This window comes from Neptuniibacter sp. UBA6509 (genome assembly GCA_002435145.1).
Taxonomy (GTDB): domain Bacteria; phylum Pseudomonadota; class Gammaproteobacteria; order Pseudomonadales; family Balneatricaceae; genus Neptuniibacter.
In genome coordinates this window covers 17,244-37,358 of sequence record DJLT01000085.1, presented here as the reverse complement: position 1 = coordinate 37,358, position 20,115 = coordinate 17,244, and the positions used below count along the sequence as shown (strand labels likewise).

Sequence of the window (20,115 nt, the reverse complement as noted above, 5' to 3'; positions counted from 1 at the left end):
TTTAGAGAAGGTTTTGCGGAAAAACAGGGACGGCAGATCATGATCGATCGTCTATGCGACATTTTCATGGTCCAAACTTTGCGCAAAGTTGTTGAACAAGGAACGATCGAACTAGGCCTTATAGCGGCTCAATCTCACCCACAACTTGCCAAGTTGATCGAGGCGCTTAAAAGGCAACCGGAACGTGAATGGAATCTTGAAGAGATGGCAGAATCTGCCGCGATGTCTCGCTCAAAATTTTCCTCCGTGTTTAAAGATACTGTTGGGCAAGCACCCATAGAATATGTGACGAGCTTACGTATGGCGATGGCAAAAGGCTTACTGCAACAAAATAAACCCGTTGGCCTCGTTGCTAACGAAGTGGGTTATGAAAATGCCTCCTCTTTAGCCAAAGTATTTAAAAAGCATTTTGGAACGACACCCAAGAAATGGATGCAGAAATATCTTAATTCACGCTAAACAAACTTAAAATAAATAAGGGAGCAAACCTGTAACCCGCCGCTCCCTTTTCTTAATGCCTAATTGAGATCGATCGACATTTACTGATCTTCAACAATAATGATATGAGAAATCTCGGGGCCATGCGCACCCTGAACCAGAACACCTTCAATATCTGTCGTACCACTTACGCCTGAGATTAGACACATATTGCGAGGCGTCTCACCTCTATTTGCTATTTCACTAGCAATCAAAGCATAGTCATCCATATAGTGGAGAATTTTTGACTTAGGGATCACTGCAATTAGATACAAAGGTAAAAAGTTCAGCAGTATGGGCATCTCCGGGCTTGAGTGAACGACAAACGAGCCGGTTTCTGCCACACCATACTCAGCCCAACACATGCCAACGGTATTGTCTTTCTGTAAATCCACATCGATAGAAAGACTTTCCCAGTTCAGACTTTGTAATTTAGGAACATTCTGTACTTTAAGCTCTGGAGGTAAAGAGTATTTATTTAAAAACTGATTAACCGAGTGAGGCAAATCCTCCAGCGAAGCTACAATTTCACAGCTCGTTCCGATAACCAGACCTGCATTAATACGATTCACTAAGGCCTCAGGTGCATCCTCAGCCAGAAGCTTCGGGCGTGCAAATTCACTTTCAGCTAGGATATCCTGCGCTTCTTTCTGAATTATATCCAGATCCATACTGACGGTTGGCGCTGCAGCTTTAATCGCATTAAAGATTCGCTCTCTACTTTCATTATTTCTTTTATTATCCATTACCGACCACCGCTGCTTTTAGCTTTTTTCGAGGCTTTATATTGCTGCATAAACGTTTTTGATTCTGGCTCTATCAAATCACGATTACGTGTCCACCCACCTGTAAAGGGCATAGACTTTATCCACCCTTGGCGACTAAACAATTTCATGAAGACGACACCACACGATGAAACAAACTGGAACATCCGTGGTCTTTTAGCCAGCTGGGCATATGCCTTAACAACATAACGGTTAGTAAGTGGCTCATATTTTTTCTGCCAAGATTCAGCTCTAAGCGCACGTAGTAATTTCGGTAAGGGTATATTTACCGGGCAAACCTCTTCACAACGTCCATTTAAGGTACAGGCATGCGTTTGTTTATTTGCAACTTTAAGGCTGTCTAAATGCGGTGTTAAAACTGATCCCATAGGGCCTGGATAAACAGAACCATAAGCATGACCACCAATGTGTTTATAGACAACACAGTGATTCATGCACGCGCCACAACGGATGCAGCGCAACATCTCTTCCATCCCGTCGGCCAACATTTTTGTACGACCGTTATCCACCAAAACAATATGACACTCTTCAGGGCCATCGGCGTCATTAGGTCTTTTAGGACCATTATGGAAGGTAATGTACTGAGTAATCTCTCCGCCTGTTGCCGAGCGCGTTAGCAAACGTAATAAAGGCACTGCGTGAGCCATTGAAGGCACAAGCTTTTCAATGCCAGCAGTTACTATATGAACTTTAGGTGGAGTAATCGTTAACTCAGCATTACCTTCGTTCGTTACCGTACAAGATGAGCCGCTATCAGCCAGTAAGAAGTTTGAACCACTAATGCCTATATCCGAGGTCAAAAATTTTGTCCGCAGATCACGACGAGCACTTCTGACAAGATCAGTAATTTCTTCTGAATAGGTAGGGTCTTTATGGAACTCCCTAAACAGCTTAATAACATCCTCTCGACTGCGATGCATTGCGGGCCAAACGATATGAGAAGGAGGATCACCTGCTAGCTGAATAATATGTTCCGCCAGATCCGTTTCAACACGCTCTATACCTGAATTATCTAAAGCATGTGATAAACCGATCTCTTCGCCTAGCATCGACTTACTGCGCGTGACTTTTTTCGCTTCATGCTGACGACAAATATCCAGCACGATCTTAGAGGCTTCTTCGCCGGTACTCGCCCAATGTACAATGGTTCCTTGAGCTGCGGCATTCTTCTCAAACTCGGCCAAGTAGTGATCCATATACTTAATCGTATGGTCCTTTACTTTTTGACCTTGTTGACGCGCTTTTTCGAATTCTGGAAAGTTAGCTATCGCTTCAGCTCGTTTAGTTTCGGCTTTGTCTGTCGTACGCCGAATAATCATCTTAAGATCAGGCTGAGCTAACGCCTCAGTTACATTCTGATAAAAGTTTTCAGGTTTATTTGCGTGCATTTTTAGCTCCTACAATTTCAGTAGCTAAGCCTGCTAAAACTTCAGCTGTATGCAATGCTTCTATCTCTGTATGACCTTCGCGATTGAGTTTACCTGCGATGTTCATCAAGCAACCCATATCACCACCAAGTAGATAATCAGCCTCCGTAGCTAAAACATTTTCTGTTTTCTCAGCGACAATCTCATTCGAAATATCAGAATATTTAACACAAAATGTGCCACCAAAGCCGCAACACTCAGAATGACCGTTGAGCGGTTTATGATCGAGCCCTTTAACTTTTGACAACATCTTCCTTGGCTGTTCATAAACCCCTAAAGAACGATAACCCGAACAACTATCGTGATACGTATAAGAACCTTCAAATTCAACATTCTCGGGTTCAAAGTTACAAACATCGACTAAAAACGATAGAAGCTCATAGGTTTTGTCAGCTAAATTTTGCGCTCTTTGCAGCCACTCAGAGTCATCTTTAAAAACTTCCACAAAGTTCTTCTTAATCATTCCTGCGCAAGAACCGGAGGGCAGAACGACATAATCAAAATTTTCAAACTGCTCAATCGTTTGATAAGCAACCTGCCGTGTTCCTTCATCATCACCGGAATTAAAAGCGGGTTGCCCACAACAAGACTGAAGTTCAGGCACTTCAACATTACATCCAGCTTGTTCTAGTAATGTAATTGAAGCAAAGCCGACACTGGGGCGCATAGTGTTGACTAAACAAGTTACAAAGAACCCTACTCTCTTTTCAGAGATATTCAGACACTCGATAGTATTAGATTGAACGCTTTCAGTATCAGCATTACTATTTTTTTCAGACATTTGCTCGCCCTTATCCATGTAGATGGGGTTATTCTTATTGTTTGATTAGTCGACCAGAATGTAAAAAATCTCACTACAGCTTTTAATCTAGTACAGATAATCAGTTAAAGCCTTCTAAAGACACACTAACCCCTATTCAAAAACAGCAACAGCCAGACATACCAACTGGTCTAACCAAAATATTTGAAATTAATCTACCGGCGGCCAAAATGCAGTTTTTTAAAGGAAGTTAAAGTAATAGGTCGATAAAGAACAGAACAGCTAACCAATATCCTCGAGCTGGCTCCGCGTATAGTTAATATGCTCTATAGCAGCATCCCGTGCTGAATCAGCATCTCGATTCATCAGCGCCTGATAAATTTGCGTATGCTGGGCACTAATACCGTCTGGGTAACGCCCAAACTTTTTGAAAGTTCGATCAAGCACCCCATAGATAGCATTAAAATTTCTGTTATAAAAAATTTGGCTAAAAGACATGACCAGAAGGTTATGACTCGCCTCAGCAATCATCATATGAAAACGAAGGTCTGCCTTTGCCTTGATTAACGTTGTCGTTCCACTAGAACGAACCTGCATTGAATTGTATTCATTTTCTATCTGTTGTAATTGTTCATCTGTCGCTCGTAGGGCCGCAAAATAAGCGGCCTCCCCTTCCAATGCTGCACGTAACTCCATCACTTGAAGCTGGAAATCAAGACTATCACCCAAACCTTCATTGGGCATGTCAAAATGCGGATCAAGCAGATTGCAACACAACGTTCCTGCACCATGAAAGCTTTTAGTGAAACCTCTGAGCTCGAGATCTTGAATCGCTTCACGCACAGTCCCTCTTGAGACACCGTACTCCGCTGTAAGTTGACGCTGTGATGCCAATTTATGACCTGGTGGGATATCGCCAAAAAGAATCTTCTTTTGCAAAGCCTGACTCAATTCCCAGCTCAAACTTCCTTCTTTTATAGACATAACTGAAAAGAACTCCACGCCATTCGGTCAGACCAGTTTTAGAATCATACCAATTATAGGCGCTTAACTTAACAACAGGGCCTTTTAATTACCGCCCAATTGCAACTCTCCGATCGTTCTAACTAAAAACCACTGACTAAAACGCTTAAATATACTTAACCTATCTCCAGAACAGCAACGGACCACATTATAAAAAAAGCCACCTTAGAAGGTGGCTTATAATCCGTTATCAAAAATAATCACTTACGACTAGACAAGGCTCAGTTATACAGCTTATTCAGATTCTCTAATCCAGCCTGATAAACACCGCGGATAGCCCCTTCAGCGTCACTATCCGTAGCACCCGAGGCATTAAACGTTGACGACCAAGTAACCTTAGAGCCTCCCTGCCCGTCAGGCTGAACACTAATAGAAGATTCATATTCAGCGACAGGTAAAGGGGACTTTGTAATTGAGTATGTGTATTTATGCATCTGCTCATTTTTACTCAACAACATCTCTGTAATCTGAGCGCCATTACCGAGAGTGAGTACACGCGTTTTATCATCGCGTTCACTTTTAGCAACCGCAGGATGCCAGCGATACAAACCATTATAATCGCCCACCAAAGCCCAGACTGCAGCAGGCTTAGCATTTAGCTGGACAGATTCTTCTACACTGATATTACCTGCAGCCATTGCAGCACCCGAACATAGAACCGAGGCCGCTATCCATGCTGCAGCCATCCCTTTTTTAATATTTATTATTTGTTTCATTATCCCTACTCATTTGATGTTTAATATTTTGACGCTAACTATAAAGAAAGCACAGGTTCCCTAGCTTGCATCGTTTCGCTGAAAGCTAAAATGCTCCTTCAGGCCCAATCCCATAGAAGGAATTTATGCCTAAATAACAAAAACCAATATTTACGACCCAAAAAATAGTGACAAGTTCAGCTCAAGCAAACTTAGGATCTGCCGATAGCTTAGGAACCAGTTTGAGAAACAACAAAGAGTTTCTGAATAGGGATTACAGCTGGGTTGTCGTAATCACATAAAGGTTTTGTTATGGAAGTTAATGAAATTGCTGCGAGTGCATCATTAGCAAATGACAGTAGCATAAAAACAAGCCACGCTATTAAGTCAACAGAAATGGCTAATGATGAAATTGAGAAAAAAGGTGAACAGGTCATGCAGTTACTTGAAGTAACCGCACCAGGCAAACTACGCACCGACCCTCTCAGTCCTTTAGGTTCTGTATTGGACGTTACCGCATAACATTTGGTTGCCCTCAGAAAAGTTTAATCTGAGGAGCGACCAAGTCATCAAAACTCTCTCCAAGAAACTGCATGATAGCTTCAGCCACAGGCCTAACTTGCTTATCCAAATAATGCTGATAGTCCAATGCAGAACTCAAAAACTCTACGGTTTCTGCCCCATTAACTGTCATCATGTATTCAATATAACTGCCTGAATGGTAGGGACTAGGCTGACCAAGCTGTTCATAAAAACACTCTGCCTTTAAACCTGCTTGTACATGTGGCGGCTTATTCTTAACGTATTGATCTAAACGCTGACGAATACGCTTTCTATAAATCAGCTTGTCATCTAACTCACCCGTCTTCAATTGCTCTACTGTACTTTTAAGTAGCGTTTTCCATTCTTGCTGCTTAAAAATACGTTCATACATCTGCTCCTGAAGTTCCCGAGCAAGAGGCGTCCAATCCGTACGAACATTTTCAAGCCCTTTAAATACCATAACTTCAGTACCATCAAGACCACGTTTTAATCCGGCATAGCGCTTCTTAGTGCCTTTCTCCGAATTTCGAATGGTTGGCATCAAGAAACGGCTATAATGGGTTTCATATTCTATTTCTAGGGAAGTTTCTAACTGGAAACGTTGCTCTAAATTTTCAGTCCACCATTGATTAAGAAACGCTGCTAATTCTTCGCCTTTTTCATTCGCTTGAGCAACCGGGAACTCATCACCCAACCATACAAAGACAGAATCTGTATCCCCGTAAATAACCTTAAAACCAAAATGTTCTTCTATGCAGTCACGAGTTTTTATTAAGATCTCATGCCCACGAAGCGTAATTGAGCTAGACAAACGCTGATCATAGAACCGGCAGACATTTGAGCCAAGAACACCATAAAAAGAGTTCATAATAATTTTAATTGCCTGGGACAGCGCCGCATTTTTTGAACGCTTTGCTTGGTCCCTAGCGTTCCATAATGTTTCGATCAATTCAGGCAGAATGGTTTTGCTGCGTGAAAAAATCGCATGGTTAAAGCCTGGGAGCAGATCGTCAAACGCAGCCCCCTCTTTCAACCCCTCCGCTAAACCATAGGGATCAATTTTGAAGGTTTTAATAATACTCGGATATAGACTTTTAAAATCGAGCACCAGTACCTGTTTATAAAGACCAGGGCGAGATTCCATTACGTAACCGCCTGGTGCACTAAGCCCGGAAACACCCGACGCATATTCAGGAGCTACATAGCCTTTACGGTGCAGGTGGGGTAAGTACTGGTTATCAAAAGCTGCGGCTGACCCACCAACTTTATCTAAAGGAAGGCCCGTTAAGCGCGCTCTTTCAATCAGATAATTGATTAGATCCGCTTTTTCAAAAATATCCCAAACTAACTTACAATCTTCAAGGTTATATCGAGCAAGTGCGGGTTTATCTTCCCGGAAAAGGCGTTGAATCTCATCGCCTCGAACATCAACATGATCAATCAGCTTGCCTCGATCGAGCATCTCACGAGATACATTTTCCAATGAGAAGCTTTCAAACTGGTAGGTTGCCCCTTTTAAGGTATCTATACCATCAAGCACCATACGCCCAGCCATGCGAACAAAGAGTTTCCCCTGCCCCGATTCATGCAGCTGCATAGCTTTATCATCTCGACCTAAACGAAGCGGAATATGAAGCGCATCCGCACGATTTTTTAAAACCCTAAAATCAAAGCCAACAACATTCCAACCGATAAATATATCTGGATCGTAAGAAACAACCGTTGCAACAAAAGTAGTCAATAACGATTTTTCATCACCAAAATACTTTATTTCATCCGTATCAATTCCTTCGCCTTGCATTAAAACCAGACTAAAATCATCCGCATAAAAAGCCGCGGATAAAATTTTATCTGCGCGCATAGTGGTTTCAAGATCGATAGAAAGAATTCTAAAAACGGGTGTCACGTCAGCGGCTTTAAGACGGAGCTGCCCTGCACTCTCAAGTACGGAAACCCCACCCTGAATAAAACGCTCCATCAAGAAGCGATCCGTGTGCCTAATGTCCTCTTCCATCATTGTTATATTCGACAGCCGCAGGAGATCAATCACCTGCCTCATAACCTTCAGGCTTTGGCAGTATAAGCCATGCACACCGTTGTAATTTAGATCGGTCAGCTCAACTTTAGCGAGGCGCCAACCAGTAAACCGGGCCAAAATTCGCTGTACATCAGGCACCTGCTGATCTAATACAAAAAATACAGTTTCTTGATTTTCTATTGTGATTGGAAAAACTAATTCATCGCTACGCACCCAGTAGGTAAGTAGCATTCCGTTCAATGAATCTTGTTGCTGACGGGTTAAAATAAAGCCCTGTCTAGTGTAGGAAGGTAATTGACTGGGCATATTCAGGAAAGATCGCCATATAGCGTTAATATCACTATGACGCCTTAATCAAAAGGCGCCACAATATCGACATCAAGTAGCTCAGGGAAAGCATCTCTAATGCGTGACTCGTCTGCTTGCTGATAGATTAGCTTCAAATTAGGGCCTGCATCCATTGTGAGGTAGATCGACACACCTGATTCTCTTAATTCCCAAACTCGATGCATAGCAGCAACAGATTCGGGCTGCCAATATAACAAAGGCGGCCAAGAGGCAATCATGGTTGCATGCATTGAGAGCGCATTATGTTCAGCCGTTTGTCCTAACAGCTGAAGATCTCTATCAACAATGGCACGCTTAATAGTAACTAGATCATTCTCAGCCTGTTGAGGCCAAGCGCCGTAAAGGGCTGCAGATTCAACAGTACGCTGCATGCCTGCTCGTGAATCGACCTTTTTCTCACCAATCGCTACTTTTAACAATCCAATACGAAAACCCGGCCATTTATAGTCAAGCTGTTGGGCACAACTGTCCATACCGTCAACACTGGAGCCTTTATTCCACTCAACAAACCCTTGGTAAATAGATCTGGAAGCACTGCCACTCCCCATCCGAGCAAATGCAGATAAACAATTATCGCTCAGCTCTAACCCATAAAAATCATTAATCGCTAAAGTTAAAGCCGCGAAGCCTGAAGCGGAAGAAGCCAACCCCGCTGCTGTGGGAATATTATTAGTGGTACGCACAATTACAGGTTGCCTTAGTTCTCGCCGAAATAGTTCTAAAAAGGCGAGTACCTTCTTTGCAAAACGACTATCAGCAGACAGCGCTTCGTCATTAAGGTAAACCTGATCAACCCCTATCTCTGATTCAGTAATAGAGGTTAAACTACCTAAATCACCTAACGAAATAGAGAGGGAACTGTTAATTGGGAGGTTTAATTCCACATCACGTTTACCCCAATATTTACACAAAGCAATATTACTGGGGGCAAATGCCTCAGCGCGAGTTCCTGGCTGCAATACTTCAGGCAAATAACGCGATACAACTTCCTGCTTAGAAATACTCAAGACTTACCCCTTGTTCTGAAACGCCCACAGGTATCTGTTCATAGGGAAGGTCTAAACTGGAATCCGCACCCAATGCTAATACACAATCCCCTAAACCAGAGCCCGAAATTTTAGCCCCTAAAACATTCTCACTTTCTCGTAAACGATAGACCAGATCAGATATAGCTAAATCAGACACGCCTAAGGCATCCATAAGACCTTGATAGTTGTTCATAAGAGCACCTAATTTGGTCCAATCTTGTGCTAAAACAGCTGATTCCGCCTCAGCTGTTACCTGCCCCATCAAAGCATAAATTTGATCGTAAACCGCTTTATTTGAGCGCCTTAGTTGCTCAATCTTTTTCAACACAACAGGCGTAGTCGTTTTATAACCTACATAATACAAAGAGATATCCGGCAAACCAGACAGTGCATGAATAGATCGTGGAGCTACCGAATAAGACACGATTGAACCAAAAATACTCGCCACCAAATCAGTACCAGAACCACGTCCATCTTGAACTTGATGAACAACACGCAACGACTGATCAAACAGCATATCATTATCTAATTCTAAGCCGGCATATGCCGCTAAAACAGCCACCGTGCCGGCGGTTACTGCTGCTGAAGAACCCAGGCCAACCGTATGTGAAAATTCAGATTCTATCTGCAACACAAAACCACTAGGCAATCGGTCTACGAATTGTGAAATTCCAGCCAGTACGAAACTTAAATCGGGGTGGGCAGTCAGAGAATCTAAATCAGAGTGGTAATCTGCAAGTGCCGATTTAATGGTGACAGTACGCTGATCACAAGGGATCAACGATAAGTGGATATACTTATCAACAGCACAAGCTAAAGCTTTTTCACCAAACAACACTGAATGCTCCCCCATTAGCATAATACTACCAGGTACTTTTGCTCGAATATTACTCACGATAAGCTCCGTCGCTTTGCTGCTCCAAAGGGATAAGTGATATACCTATTTTTTCACTTATCTCATCTACATTTTGATCAGGCAAGAAAACTAAAATTTGGCCTGCACTTTGCCCAGTATGAGCACCTGCACCACAGATTTTCGCTGCGCCTCCCAAACATTCAATTTTTTCTATCAGATGCGCCACGTCAGTGGGTACTACGCCAATCTCGTTTAACAATTGATGATTGTCTTGTATCGCTGAAAACAAACTTTCAACCTTACCTTCACTCGCTTCAAACTGCTCAGTGGTTCTAGAAAAGCGCTTCCATATATCCGACTCTGAAAATTTTTTCCTTACAACGGCGACTGTTTCGCCCGTTGAACAACAAGGCGTACCCGTATCATAACGGTACCATCCCTGCCCGATTTCAACAGACACTGGAGAGACACTATCACCTTGAACTTTAATCATTCCACCATAAGTGACCGCAGCAGCATCGATAGCGCTACCTCGACCATGCTGTAGACGTTCGCAATACTTAACGTTTCTGAAGAAATTAGGTTTTAATGATTCTGCAACTTCTTCACTCGAAGTAGATTCAAACATTTTTAGGATAGCTGCTATGACTGCGGCTGACGAGCCCATACCCGCGCCTGTAGGGATATCACTACTGATAGAGATAGATCCCGACTGTTTAATCCCAGCCTGATAAGCGGTATAAAGAAGTAGCTCCTGCGGACTGTCTAAAACAGACTGAATGGGGAGCGTTCCCTTAAGGAATTGTTCAAAGCGATTATCTAAGCGTTCGACTAAATCATTCAGTGTTGCAAATAGTACACGGCTACTTGAATCGTCATCAGCGAAAGCGGAAGAGTTTAAACTTATAAATTTAGATTCAGAAGGCGTGAATGTTGCTGTAACCGTGTTAGTCACAGCAACAGCAATCGCAGGGGCCCCGTAAACAACTGAATGTTCACCACTCAGTATCAATTTACCAGGGGCTTTAGCAGATAACATATTCTCGTTTATGACCACTGATCGCAGCTAAACGATAACGCCCTTGTGTAGAGGTTGGCATATCATGATGCTCTCCATCACGGGGATCAGGGTGGCGATAAAGGTTAAGATACTCGTCGTAACTGACTTCTTGACGCGCTTCAAGCATATTACGATGGGATAAGGTATGTAAGCATTTCTCATATCCCGGCACGACAGTACCAGAGAAAAACTCAGCCACACAGCCAGAACCATAGCTAAAGAAACCAACTTTGTTTCCTGCTAGGTCCTTCTTACCATTCTCTAATAAAGAAACTAAACCAATATACATAGAGGCCGTATAGCTGTTCCCTATGATACGGTTGTAATGCAAAGTATCTTCAACCTGATTCTCAATTTGCTCTAAAGACAATCCAGCCTTATTTAGCTTAGACAAGTGCTTATGCGCTTTTTCAGCCATCCGGCTGAAAGGCAAGTGATAACAAAAATGAGAAAAATCATCAAAAGCTAAAGCACTCACTTCAGAAAAGCTTTCCCAAGCTTTTTTCAAAGACTTAAGATAAATTTTAGTTGAGTACTTGCCATCAACAATCGCTGTAGAACGGTAATTCGGACGCCAGAAATCCATAACGTCTTCAGTATAATTACCTACTTCAGCGTCGATTTCGACCAAACGTGGGTTTGCTGTAATAAGCATTGCAACCGCGCCGCAACCTTGAGTTGCTTCACCGGAGGTATCCAAATCATATCGAGCGATATCAGATGCGACCACCAAAACCTTTTTTTCAGGCTGGCGAGCAACCAAAGCACAGGCCATTTGAATTGCAGCAGTAGCGCTATAGCAAGCTTGTTTAAGCTCAACAACGCGACAGTTGCTCGTAAGCCCTAGCAAGCGATGCACGTAAACACCTGCCGCCTTGGACTGATCTACGCCGGTTTCAGTAGCGAACATTAATGTACTAATTGAATCAGTACCAACACGTTCAATAAGAGGGCGAGCAGCATTTGCAGCCATTGTAACTACATCTTCATCAGGTGCAGCCATGGACATTTTTTCCTGGCCAATCCCCTGATAATATTTCTCCGATTCGATCTGCTGAACTTCTGCAAGAGTTCGTAAATCCAAGAAATAATTAGATGTATAGAAGCTAATTTCGTCAATACCAACTGACATTATGAGGTCTCGATCCTAACGCTCTTCAAGAATATGGTCTCGGTTATTAAATAAAGCGGTGATGTCCCGAGCACCTAGCAGAAACATAGCAGTTCTGAATTCTGTTTTAATTTTTTCTATTTCAGTGACAACTGCTTCAACTGATACCATCGCCGGTTTTAACAGCGGAGCAGCCATGCCACATAATGAGGCGCCGAGTATAACAGATTTAACCATATCAATCCCATCCCTTAAGCCCCCACTTGCAACTATTGTGGCATTATTAAGGTAGGGCTGAGCTAATTTAAGCGCTGTAGGTGTAGGAATACCCCAATCTTGGAACTTTAATCCTAGATCACTTCCATCATTACGACGGTGATGCTCAATTCGACTCCAAGACGTACCGCCAGAACCTGCCACATCAAAAACAGTGACTCCAGCTTTAAGCCCCAGTTCAATATCAGCAGGTGAAAGACCGCTTCCTACTTCTTTTAATAAAACAGGTACATCTATATCTTTAACTAACTGAGTAATAGCCGCTTCCAAATTTGAGAAATCAGTATCTCCCTCAGGTTGAACAGCCTCTTGCAATGGATTTAGATGTAAGTAGATAGCATCAGCATTTAAACAGTCGATAGCCTGCTGTACCTCAGGGGCCGAAATCCCATAATTAAGCTGCACCGCACCTATATTACCGATAAGAGGAATATCCGGGGCTAATTCCCTTAACTGAAAGCTTTCTATCGCTTCCGGTTTAGTAAACATAACTCGCTGAGACCCGACAGCCATAGCAACACCACAAATTTGCGCTGCTTTAGCAAGGTTATGATTTACCTGTTTAATAAGCTCATGATCACCTCCAGTCATTGACGATATCAATAACGGAAAACTGAGTTGTTTACCTAAAAAGGTACACGAGGTATCAATTGAATTAAGCGATATTTCAGGCAATGCCCGATGGGTTAACTGTATACGATCATAATAGTGGGCAGAACGATCCGTGAGCGGATCATTCTCTATCGCTCTAATATGCTCCAGCTTACGATCATTTGTCAGATCAGACATTATCGCTCCAGCTTCAAATGCGCTTCCATTAATTCACCTGGATTGGTTTGCGCCGCTAATAGGGATAACTCACCACATAGTACCGTCGCCGCACAAATCGCAGCCAACCTACGAGCATTCTCACCCGGCTCGCGCACTTCTTTGCAACCTAACATAGCAAGATTGTCTTCGACAAAATCAATTCCTTTACCATTACCGACCGACCCCATAATCAGATTAGGTAAAGTACAGGAAAAATAAAGATCATCTCCACGCACTTCAGCATGAACTACACCTTGAGAGCCTTCAATTATGTTAGCGGCATCCTGACCTGTAGCCAGATAAAAAGCCAAAAGCATATTGGCATAATGCGCATTTGCACTACGAAGACCACCAGCGATCATGGTACCAATCAGGTTTTTCTTAATATTGAGATCAACCACCTTTTCGGGCGTGGTTTTTAAGCGGCGCTCACAGATATCACGTGAAATCAGTATTTCGCATACAACATATTTACCACGACCAAGAATACCATTAACGGCCGTCGCTTTTTTATCCGAGCAATAATTACCTGAAATAGAAGAATAACGTAACTGAGGGTATTCAGTTAAAATCCAAGGGATAATTCTATCTGCCGCATTCGTCACCATATTATGGCCCGACGCATCACCGGTTGTGAATTCCAATCTAAGATAGATAAGGTTCGCAACTATTTGGCTGTTCATATCAATCAATTTAGCAAAACGGCTACTTTGAGCCACAACCTCATTGAGGTCACCCATTCTTGATTTGATTGAATTCAATGCCTGTACCGCTTCAGACGCATCTTCCGCTTCCAGCAGTATCGAACGACTCATCCGTTCATCAACAACAGTGGTTTTAATACCATCAGTTAGTGCAGAGACCCTAGCTCCTCGACCAACAGAGTGCCAAAGAGGCGTTTCATATGTCGCCAATGGCACAGAGATTTTTTCATCGACTATAGAACCGCTGATCTTAATTGGCCCTACTGTACGCATAGGAATTGGAGCTTGAGTGATCTTATGGGCTTTCATATCAGCACTTCATACAAAGAAAAAGGGCTGCCAGCGGCAACCCTTTTTGAATAAATAAGGTTGAGAGGTGATTTTAATGAACTTCACCTACTCATTTCAATGACTTATTTAGCTTGAGCAATTTCCTGCTTATCCATCACCTCACCTAAATTAGGTTCAGGGACAGTTAGATTAAGCGTATCTAGCAAAACACCCATGCCATTCATCACCCGGTACTGCGCAGCTAAATGATCATGTAACGCATTTGTTAGATCATTCTTAGACGAAAACACTTCATTTTCAGTATCAAGCAGATCTAGCAAAGAACGCTGACCAATATTAAACTGTTTAAGGTATGAATTACGTGTATTCTGACTCGAAGCAACATGCTGCTCCAGATGAGGCAACTGACGAGACAAAATGGAATGAGCATTCCATGAAAGCTCTACACTTTGCAGTACTTCGCGCTGGCTATTGATTTGAATCGCTTTAGCTTCTTCAATCTGGTGCTGAGTTTGGCGAACTCTTGCCTGGTCCGCACCACCATTGTACAAGTTGTAACGCATTCTAAACATTGCTGTTAGGTCTTCGTTAAAACCTTCCACACCGTCTAGATTATTATTCCATGTACGATCAACTTCAAAGTCAACACGCGGATAATAGTTACGCTTAGCTGCATTATATTGAGCAACCGCAGCTAAAGCATCAGCCTCAGCAACTTGAAGTGTCGGGTGATTATTTAGCGCAGCTTCTGTCGCTTCAGCTAAAGTCCTCGGAATGGTTACATTGAGTAATTCAGGGTAGGTAATTTCTTCTGGCGCCGACAAACCAGTCACACGCTCAAAATTAGCCTTGGCATCCAGCATGTTATTTTCTGCAGCCAACACATTAACTTCAGCTAAAGCCAAACGACCTTCAGCTTGCTGTATCGAGGCTAACGCACCTAAACCAGACTCTGAACGGCGTTTAATACGATCATAGATTTTGACATGGTTAAAGAGGGTTTCTTTCGCTTGCTGCAAAAGAACATTTCGGCGATTTAACTCAATATAAGAACGTGCGGCATCAAGGGCATAGCTTTCAGCCGTTTCAATTAAGCGTTTATCAGCAGAAAGAGCTCTAGCTTGTTGACGATCAACTTCACTAGACGTTGCATAGCCATCAAAAATCATTTGGCGAATACTTAAACCTGCCTCGCCTCGATTTAATTCAACATCACCATTACCATTACCACGAGTGCCTGGACTATTAGTCCACTCGTAGCCATAACCTGCAGTAACTTCCACCTGAGGTTTATAGCCTGATTCTGCCTGTTTAACTTCTTGGTAAACAGCATTACGCGAATTGATGGCGCGTTGAACATCGGGGTTATCCGACAATCCCTGTGTCACAACCTCTTCCAAAGAAGCAGCACTTACAAGAGTACTTAGTGACCCTAAAAGTACACCTGTCACAATTGACCTGAACATATAGTTTTTCACCCTAAAATAAAAAGTTCGTAGCCACCGCCGTATTACTAAGCCACCTTTAAAGGAAACTTATTGGTCAACAAGACCAAAGCGACTCTGTCCGAAACCCCCGTTTTCTGAAATATCGAACTCAGATGGGCTTTGACAGTTCGCTCTGTAATATCAAGCTCGCGAGCAATCTCCTTATTGCTAGCTCCAGTTATTAAAACTGAAAGCACCTGATTCTCACGGCTACTTAATGCATCAAAACAATTTATAGATTCTGCGGTGTCCACTTTACTATTTGTAACAGGCATATTACTTAACAGCCGTCTGAGCAGTTTTTGTAATAATTCAGGCCCCGCCCAAATATCACCACGGAGTACAGTTTTCACTACTTCTAGAAGCAGCGAGCCTGTAACATACGTGTTGGTATATCCATTAGCTCCATTTTGAATGGCTTCTACACCCTCTTCTTCATTAGGTGTATCAGTGCACACAATTAAAATGGCACTGGGATTATGTTTTTTATAACTGAACACTAGCTGACTAAGTTCAGCTTCAACTGAACTTAAGTGCATCATAATGATCCCACCCTGCGCTAGCTTTTCTTCTATACGATGAATATCTAGCAGCTCTGGTTGCCAATCGGATAAAAGCTTATCCCAACGCTCCAGAACCTTCGGTCGGTTACCAATGAAAAACAGCTTCATAACATTCAGCATCCAAAGACACCAAAACCCGACTACACATGACAGATCTTGGCGCGCATAGTATAACTTTCACTCAATTGCTACAAGTTTCTAGTGATTCAAAGATCTAAAATCAACATCACTATTGTCCTATTGAACGATCAAACAAATAACCACTTATTTAATACGGTTAGCCTATAGCTTATTTTAAAAAAACTAAACATACAAAGAACATTTTTCTGACAATAATTCAAGCTATCGCTCTGTTAATGCTCGATTTTTAGCTTTCAAAACAGGCTTAAGTAGATAATCCATTACTGTTTTCTTACCTGTTAAAATATCCACGCCGACAGTCATTCCCGCCATCAAAGGAAGTTCGGTTGAAGCCGTGCCTAAAAACGGCTGCTCCGTTTCTAAGCGCACCAAATAGTGACTTTCACCCTCTTCATCCAAAATGGTACTCGGACTGATAAAAACAACATTAGCCCCCACTCCTCCATAGATAGAAAAATCATAGGCCGAAACTTTGATCACCGCCTTTTGCCCTGGTGCAATATTAGCGATATCAGATGGGCGTATTTTTGCTTCCACTAACAGAGTATCTTCCCAAGGAATAATATTCAGTAACTCATCACCTGGCTGAACAACCCCCTCTACCGTATTTACAAGCAGCTGCTTCACCGTACCTTTCACCGGCGCCTTCACCTCAGCTCGGTCAATTCGGTCATTCATACCGGTTAATGCTTGTTTAATTCGAGAAACCTCTGCTCCTACTTCATTTAACTCCCTACGGGCTTCATTTCGAAACTGCAGCTCAGACTCACCCAATTTCTGCTTTGTTTCTTGCAATGTAGATTCAATTCTAGGGATATTTAAACGAACACCGGACAGCTCACCCAGTAGATCATTTAGCTGGCGCTTTAAGCGTAAAAACTCCACCTCTGAGATAACCCCCTCTTTCAAAAGAGGCCGAGTAATATCAAGTTCTCTCTTGAGCAGGCTATAACTACGTTGTAACTGCCCCTCTTGCGACTTTGCCGCCTTAAGCTCTTGACCGCGTTGAGCAACCTGCTGTTCTAAACCACCTAAACCAGCTAGCATCTCCTCCTTACGAGTACTAAACAAAAACTTCTCTTGCTCAATCATTGATTGATATTCTTCGGGAAAACCTTCGGGACTAATAAATTCAACATTATCTGATTCTGCCTTCAAACGGGCAGCTTTAGCTATCAGCTCATATTGTCGAACTTGGTTTTCTTTTAGCGAGCTAGAGAAACGAATATCATCTATTCTCAGCAGCACCTGCCCCTTTTCAACAATATCACCCTCTTTAACTAAAATTTCCGATACAGCTCCACCCTCAAGTGTTTCTATGACCTGCAATTGGCTCGATGGAATAATCTCCCCGTCACCACGGGTAATTTCATCTAATTCAGCCCAAGTTGCCCAGAAAATTGCTATCACGATAAAGAGCAACATAGCCCATAGTAAAGCACTTGCTCCTCGTGGCGCCTGCTCAGCCATCGCTTCACTTACACTGGACATATACTGCAGGTCTTTCTTATTATGATTCATACTATCCATTACTTTTGCACCTGAAGACGGCCCTGCTTTAACGCATCCAATACAGCTTCTTTTGGTCCATCAGCCACAACCCTGCCAGCATCCATCACAATAATTCGATCGACCAATGTCAATAGCGACATTTTGTGCGTCACAACCAGCATCGTTTTATCTTTAGTGTAATTTTTAAGCATCACCTTAATCTGCTCTTCCGATGCATTATCCATAGATGCCGTAGGCTCATCTAACACCAGAAGATTGGGGTCATGTACAATGGAACGCGCTACCGCGACAGATTGCCTTTGCCCGCCTGATAAAGAAGCGCCTCGCTCGCCAACGGGCATATCAAAGCCTTGAGGGTGGCGATTAACCATATCCGATACACCTGACATATTGGCTACATCCACAAGCCTTGAATCATCTGTCTGCGGCGAACCTATAACAATATTATCCCTAACACTCCCTGCAAAAAGCATAATATCCTGAGGCATGTAGCCAAAATTTCGTCTCAAATCCACAGGATCAATCTGATTGATATCTAGGCCATCAATGCGCACTGAACCCTCTGTCGCCTCATAAAGCCCTAACACAAGCTTCTCAATACTCGACTTGCCCGAGCCAATGCGACCAATCAAAGCGACCTTCTCCCCCTGCTTTATATTAAAAGACACTCGATCTAACGCCTTCTGCTCCTCACCCGGATAAACAAAGCTGACATCTTTAAACTCTATAGCCCCCTTTAATTCATCACGGTAAACAAACTTCTGACCTTCCGTCCGCTCAGAGGGCATCTCCATTATCTCATTAAGCCCTTTTAAAGCTGTAGATGCTTGGTGATACGAGATAACTAGGTTTGCAACCTGGCTCATAGGTGAGATGGCACGACCTGATAGCATGACACACGCAACCAACGCGCCCATTGTCATTTCATGCTCACTGATCAGATATACACCCGTAATAATAATGCCAACTGAAGTTAACTGCTGGATAAACGAAGCAAAATTCACAACTGAAGCAGAAAGCATCCTAGACTTTAAACTCCACTTAGCGATATAACCCACCGCCTGTTCCCAGCTTAATTGCAATGAAGAGGTCGCACGCTGTGTTTTCACAGTTTCCATTGCCGTTAAGCTTTCAATTAATGTCGCGTTTTTTTGAGAGTTAGATGCAAACGTTTTCTCAACCGCCTCTTTAAGGTGAGGGCGTACAATGAAAGAAAAAAGTATAATTAGGGGAATTGCAACAATCGGCACAATAACAATAGGGCCGCCAATAAACCCAATAACGATTAGAAACAGAATCGCAAAAGGAAGATCAATAAACACCACATTTGTTGTAGAGCTCAAAAAGCTCTTAATACTGTCAAATTCTCTTAAGTTACTCGCAAACGAACCAACCGATGCGGGCAAAACGCTGTATTTCAAAGATAATACTTTCTCAAATAACAACGCTGAAAGAATAACGTCCCCTTTTTTACCGGCCACCTCAATAAAATAGGATCGAAGCATTTTTAAACCGAAATCAAACAAGTAAACCACGACCACACCAATCGCTAAAACCCATAAAGTTTCGATAGCGTTATTTGGCACCACTCGGTCATATACATTCATGACAAAAAGCGGGTTAGCAATTACAAATAAATTAATCAGAAAGGAGGCAATTAAAACATCACGATAAATAGCAGTTGAACGCTTAATTGTTCCCCAGAACCAATGACCTTTATGCCCTTCGAGCAGTTTAGATACCTGCTCTTGAAATCGATATTCAAGCCGAACAAAAATAGCATGGCCAATATAGCTATTAGACAGGGTTTCCAGATCTACTTGGTGCTCACCGCCACTTTCAGGCTGGATAATCAAAGCCTGCCCAGTTTCATGATCAATCTCTTGCAAGATACACGCTTGATCACCCTCTAGAAGTAGGACTGCCGGCAGAACCAGCGGAGAAATATCCTCTAAGCTTCTCGAAAGCACTTTTGCCGAGAAGCCAGCTCGCTTTGCCGCTCGAATAAAAAGCTTAGGTGTCAGTTTATGATTTTCTAATGGCAGCCCCTCACAAAGCACTTCAGGAGAATAGGGTTTATGATTTTGCCTACTGAGATGAACCAGACAACCGAGCAAAGGATCCTGAACTACTTCCATTAACCTTGACCTTAACCTTAAATGAGAGAGATACTCAAAACA

Annotated in this window: 18 protein-coding genes; 2 read left to right on the top strand and 16 right to left on the bottom strand. The window is 42.7% G+C overall.

Going from position 1 to position 20,115, the window contains the following annotated elements; genetic code table 11:
* Positions 1-459, top strand: a 459-nt coding sequence (locus B4K11_RS10495) for a helix-turn-helix domain-containing protein (protein ID WP_292959369.1), incomplete at its 5' end; no start/stop codon positions are given.
* 80 nt (positions 460-539) lie between these two features.
* Here B4K11_RS10495 and B4K11_RS10490 read toward each other — a convergent pair.
* The 5 genes from B4K11_RS10490 to B4K11_RS10470 all read right to left on the bottom strand — a co-directional run bounded on the left by B4K11_RS10490 (position 540) and on the right by B4K11_RS10470 (position 5,188).
* Entirely contained in the window at positions 540-1,223 is a 684-nt protein-coding gene (locus B4K11_RS10490) for a LutC/YkgG family protein (protein WP_292951693.1), read from the bottom strand.
* Positions 1,223-2,650, bottom strand: coding sequence for a lactate utilization protein B (locus B4K11_RS10485; RefSeq protein WP_292959368.1), 1,428 nt, complete (start codon positions 2,648-2,650; stop codon positions 1,223-1,225). Before B4K11_RS10485 ends, B4K11_RS10490 begins: the two co-directional genes overlap by 1 nt.
* Positions 2,637-3,470: a (Fe-S)-binding protein gene (locus B4K11_RS10480; RefSeq protein ID WP_292951684.1), complete on the bottom strand. Its 834-nt coding sequence runs from the start codon at positions 3,468-3,470 to the stop codon at positions 2,637-2,639. The genes B4K11_RS10485 and B4K11_RS10480 overlap by 14 nt, the downstream gene beginning before the upstream one ends.
* Before the next feature lie 261 nt (positions 3,471-3,731).
* Complete coding sequence (locus B4K11_RS10475) at positions 3,732-4,433, bottom strand: FadR/GntR family transcriptional regulator (protein WP_292951681.1); 702 nt, start codon at positions 4,431-4,433, stop codon at positions 3,732-3,734.
* A gap of 260 nt (positions 4,434-4,693) precedes the next feature.
* The gene (locus B4K11_RS10470; RefSeq protein WP_292951678.1) at positions 4,694-5,188 is read right to left on the bottom strand and encodes an SRPBCC family protein; all 495 of its coding nucleotides are present in this window, start codon (positions 5,186-5,188) and stop codon (positions 4,694-4,696) included.
* Positions 5,189-5,479: 291 nt separating this feature from the next.
* On the opposite strand from B4K11_RS10470, the gene B4K11_RS10465 reads away from it, so the two are divergent.
* Positions 5,480-5,689: a hypothetical protein gene (locus B4K11_RS10465; protein ID WP_292951675.1), complete on the top strand. Its 210-nt coding sequence runs from the start codon at positions 5,480-5,482 to the stop codon at positions 5,687-5,689.
* A gap of 13 nt (positions 5,690-5,702) precedes the next feature.
* Here the strand turns inward: B4K11_RS10465 and B4K11_RS10460 are convergent, their stop codons facing one another.
* The 11 genes from B4K11_RS10460 to B4K11_RS10410 form a co-directional block, all read right to left on the bottom strand.
* Positions 5,703-8,054, bottom strand: a complete 2,352-nt coding sequence (locus tag B4K11_RS10460; RefSeq protein WP_292951672.1) for a DNA polymerase II — start codon at positions 8,052-8,054, stop codon at positions 5,703-5,705.
* A 44-nt stretch (positions 8,055-8,098) separates the two neighbouring features.
* On the bottom strand, positions 8,099-9,103 hold the full coding sequence (gene mvaD, locus B4K11_RS10455) for a diphosphomevalonate decarboxylase (RefSeq protein ID WP_292951669.1): 1,005 nt from the start codon (positions 9,101-9,103) through the stop codon (positions 8,099-8,101).
* On the bottom strand, positions 9,090-10,019 hold the full coding sequence (gene mvk / locus B4K11_RS10450) for a mevalonate kinase (RefSeq protein ID WP_292951666.1): 930 nt from the start codon (positions 10,017-10,019) through the stop codon (positions 9,090-9,092). Before mvk ends, mvaD begins: the two co-directional genes overlap by 14 nt.
* Entirely contained in the window at positions 10,012-11,019 is a 1,008-nt protein-coding gene (locus B4K11_RS10445) for a mevalonate kinase family protein (protein WP_292951663.1), read from the bottom strand. Before B4K11_RS10445 ends, mvk begins: the two co-directional genes overlap by 8 nt.
* On the bottom strand, positions 11,006-12,172 hold the full coding sequence (locus B4K11_RS10440) for a hydroxymethylglutaryl-CoA synthase (RefSeq protein ID WP_292951660.1): 1,167 nt from the start codon (positions 12,170-12,172) through the stop codon (positions 11,006-11,008). The genes B4K11_RS10445 and B4K11_RS10440 overlap by 14 nt, the downstream gene beginning before the upstream one ends.
* 15 nt (positions 12,173-12,187) lie before the next feature.
* On the bottom strand, positions 12,188-13,216 hold the full coding sequence (gene fni / locus B4K11_RS10435; protein WP_292951657.1) for a type 2 isopentenyl-diphosphate Delta-isomerase: 1,029 nt from the start codon (positions 13,214-13,216) through the stop codon (positions 12,188-12,190).
* Positions 13,216-14,250: a hydroxymethylglutaryl-CoA reductase gene (locus tag B4K11_RS10430; protein WP_292951654.1), complete on the bottom strand. Its 1,035-nt coding sequence runs from the start codon at positions 14,248-14,250 to the stop codon at positions 13,216-13,218. The genes fni and B4K11_RS10430 overlap by 1 nt, the downstream gene beginning before the upstream one ends.
* A 104-nt stretch (positions 14,251-14,354) precedes the next feature.
* Entirely contained in the window at positions 14,355-15,698 is a 1,344-nt protein-coding gene (locus B4K11_RS10425; RefSeq protein ID WP_292951652.1) for a TolC family outer membrane protein, read from the bottom strand.
* A gap of 47 nt (positions 15,699-15,745) precedes the next feature.
* Entirely contained in the window at positions 15,746-16,402 is a 657-nt protein-coding gene (locus B4K11_RS10420) for a response regulator transcription factor (RefSeq protein WP_292951649.1), read from the bottom strand.
* Positions 16,403-16,624: 222 nt separating this feature from the next.
* A complete protein-coding gene (locus B4K11_RS10415; RefSeq protein ID WP_292951646.1) occupies positions 16,625-17,953 on the bottom strand; it encodes an HlyD family type I secretion periplasmic adaptor subunit in 1,329 nt (442 codons plus the stop codon).
* A complete protein-coding gene (locus tag B4K11_RS10410; protein ID WP_292951643.1) occupies positions 17,953-20,073 on the bottom strand; it encodes a type I secretion system permease/ATPase in 2,121 nt (706 codons plus the stop codon). The genes B4K11_RS10415 and B4K11_RS10410 overlap by 1 nt, the downstream gene beginning before the upstream one ends.
* Between the last annotated feature and the right edge of the window lie 42 nt (positions 20,074-20,115).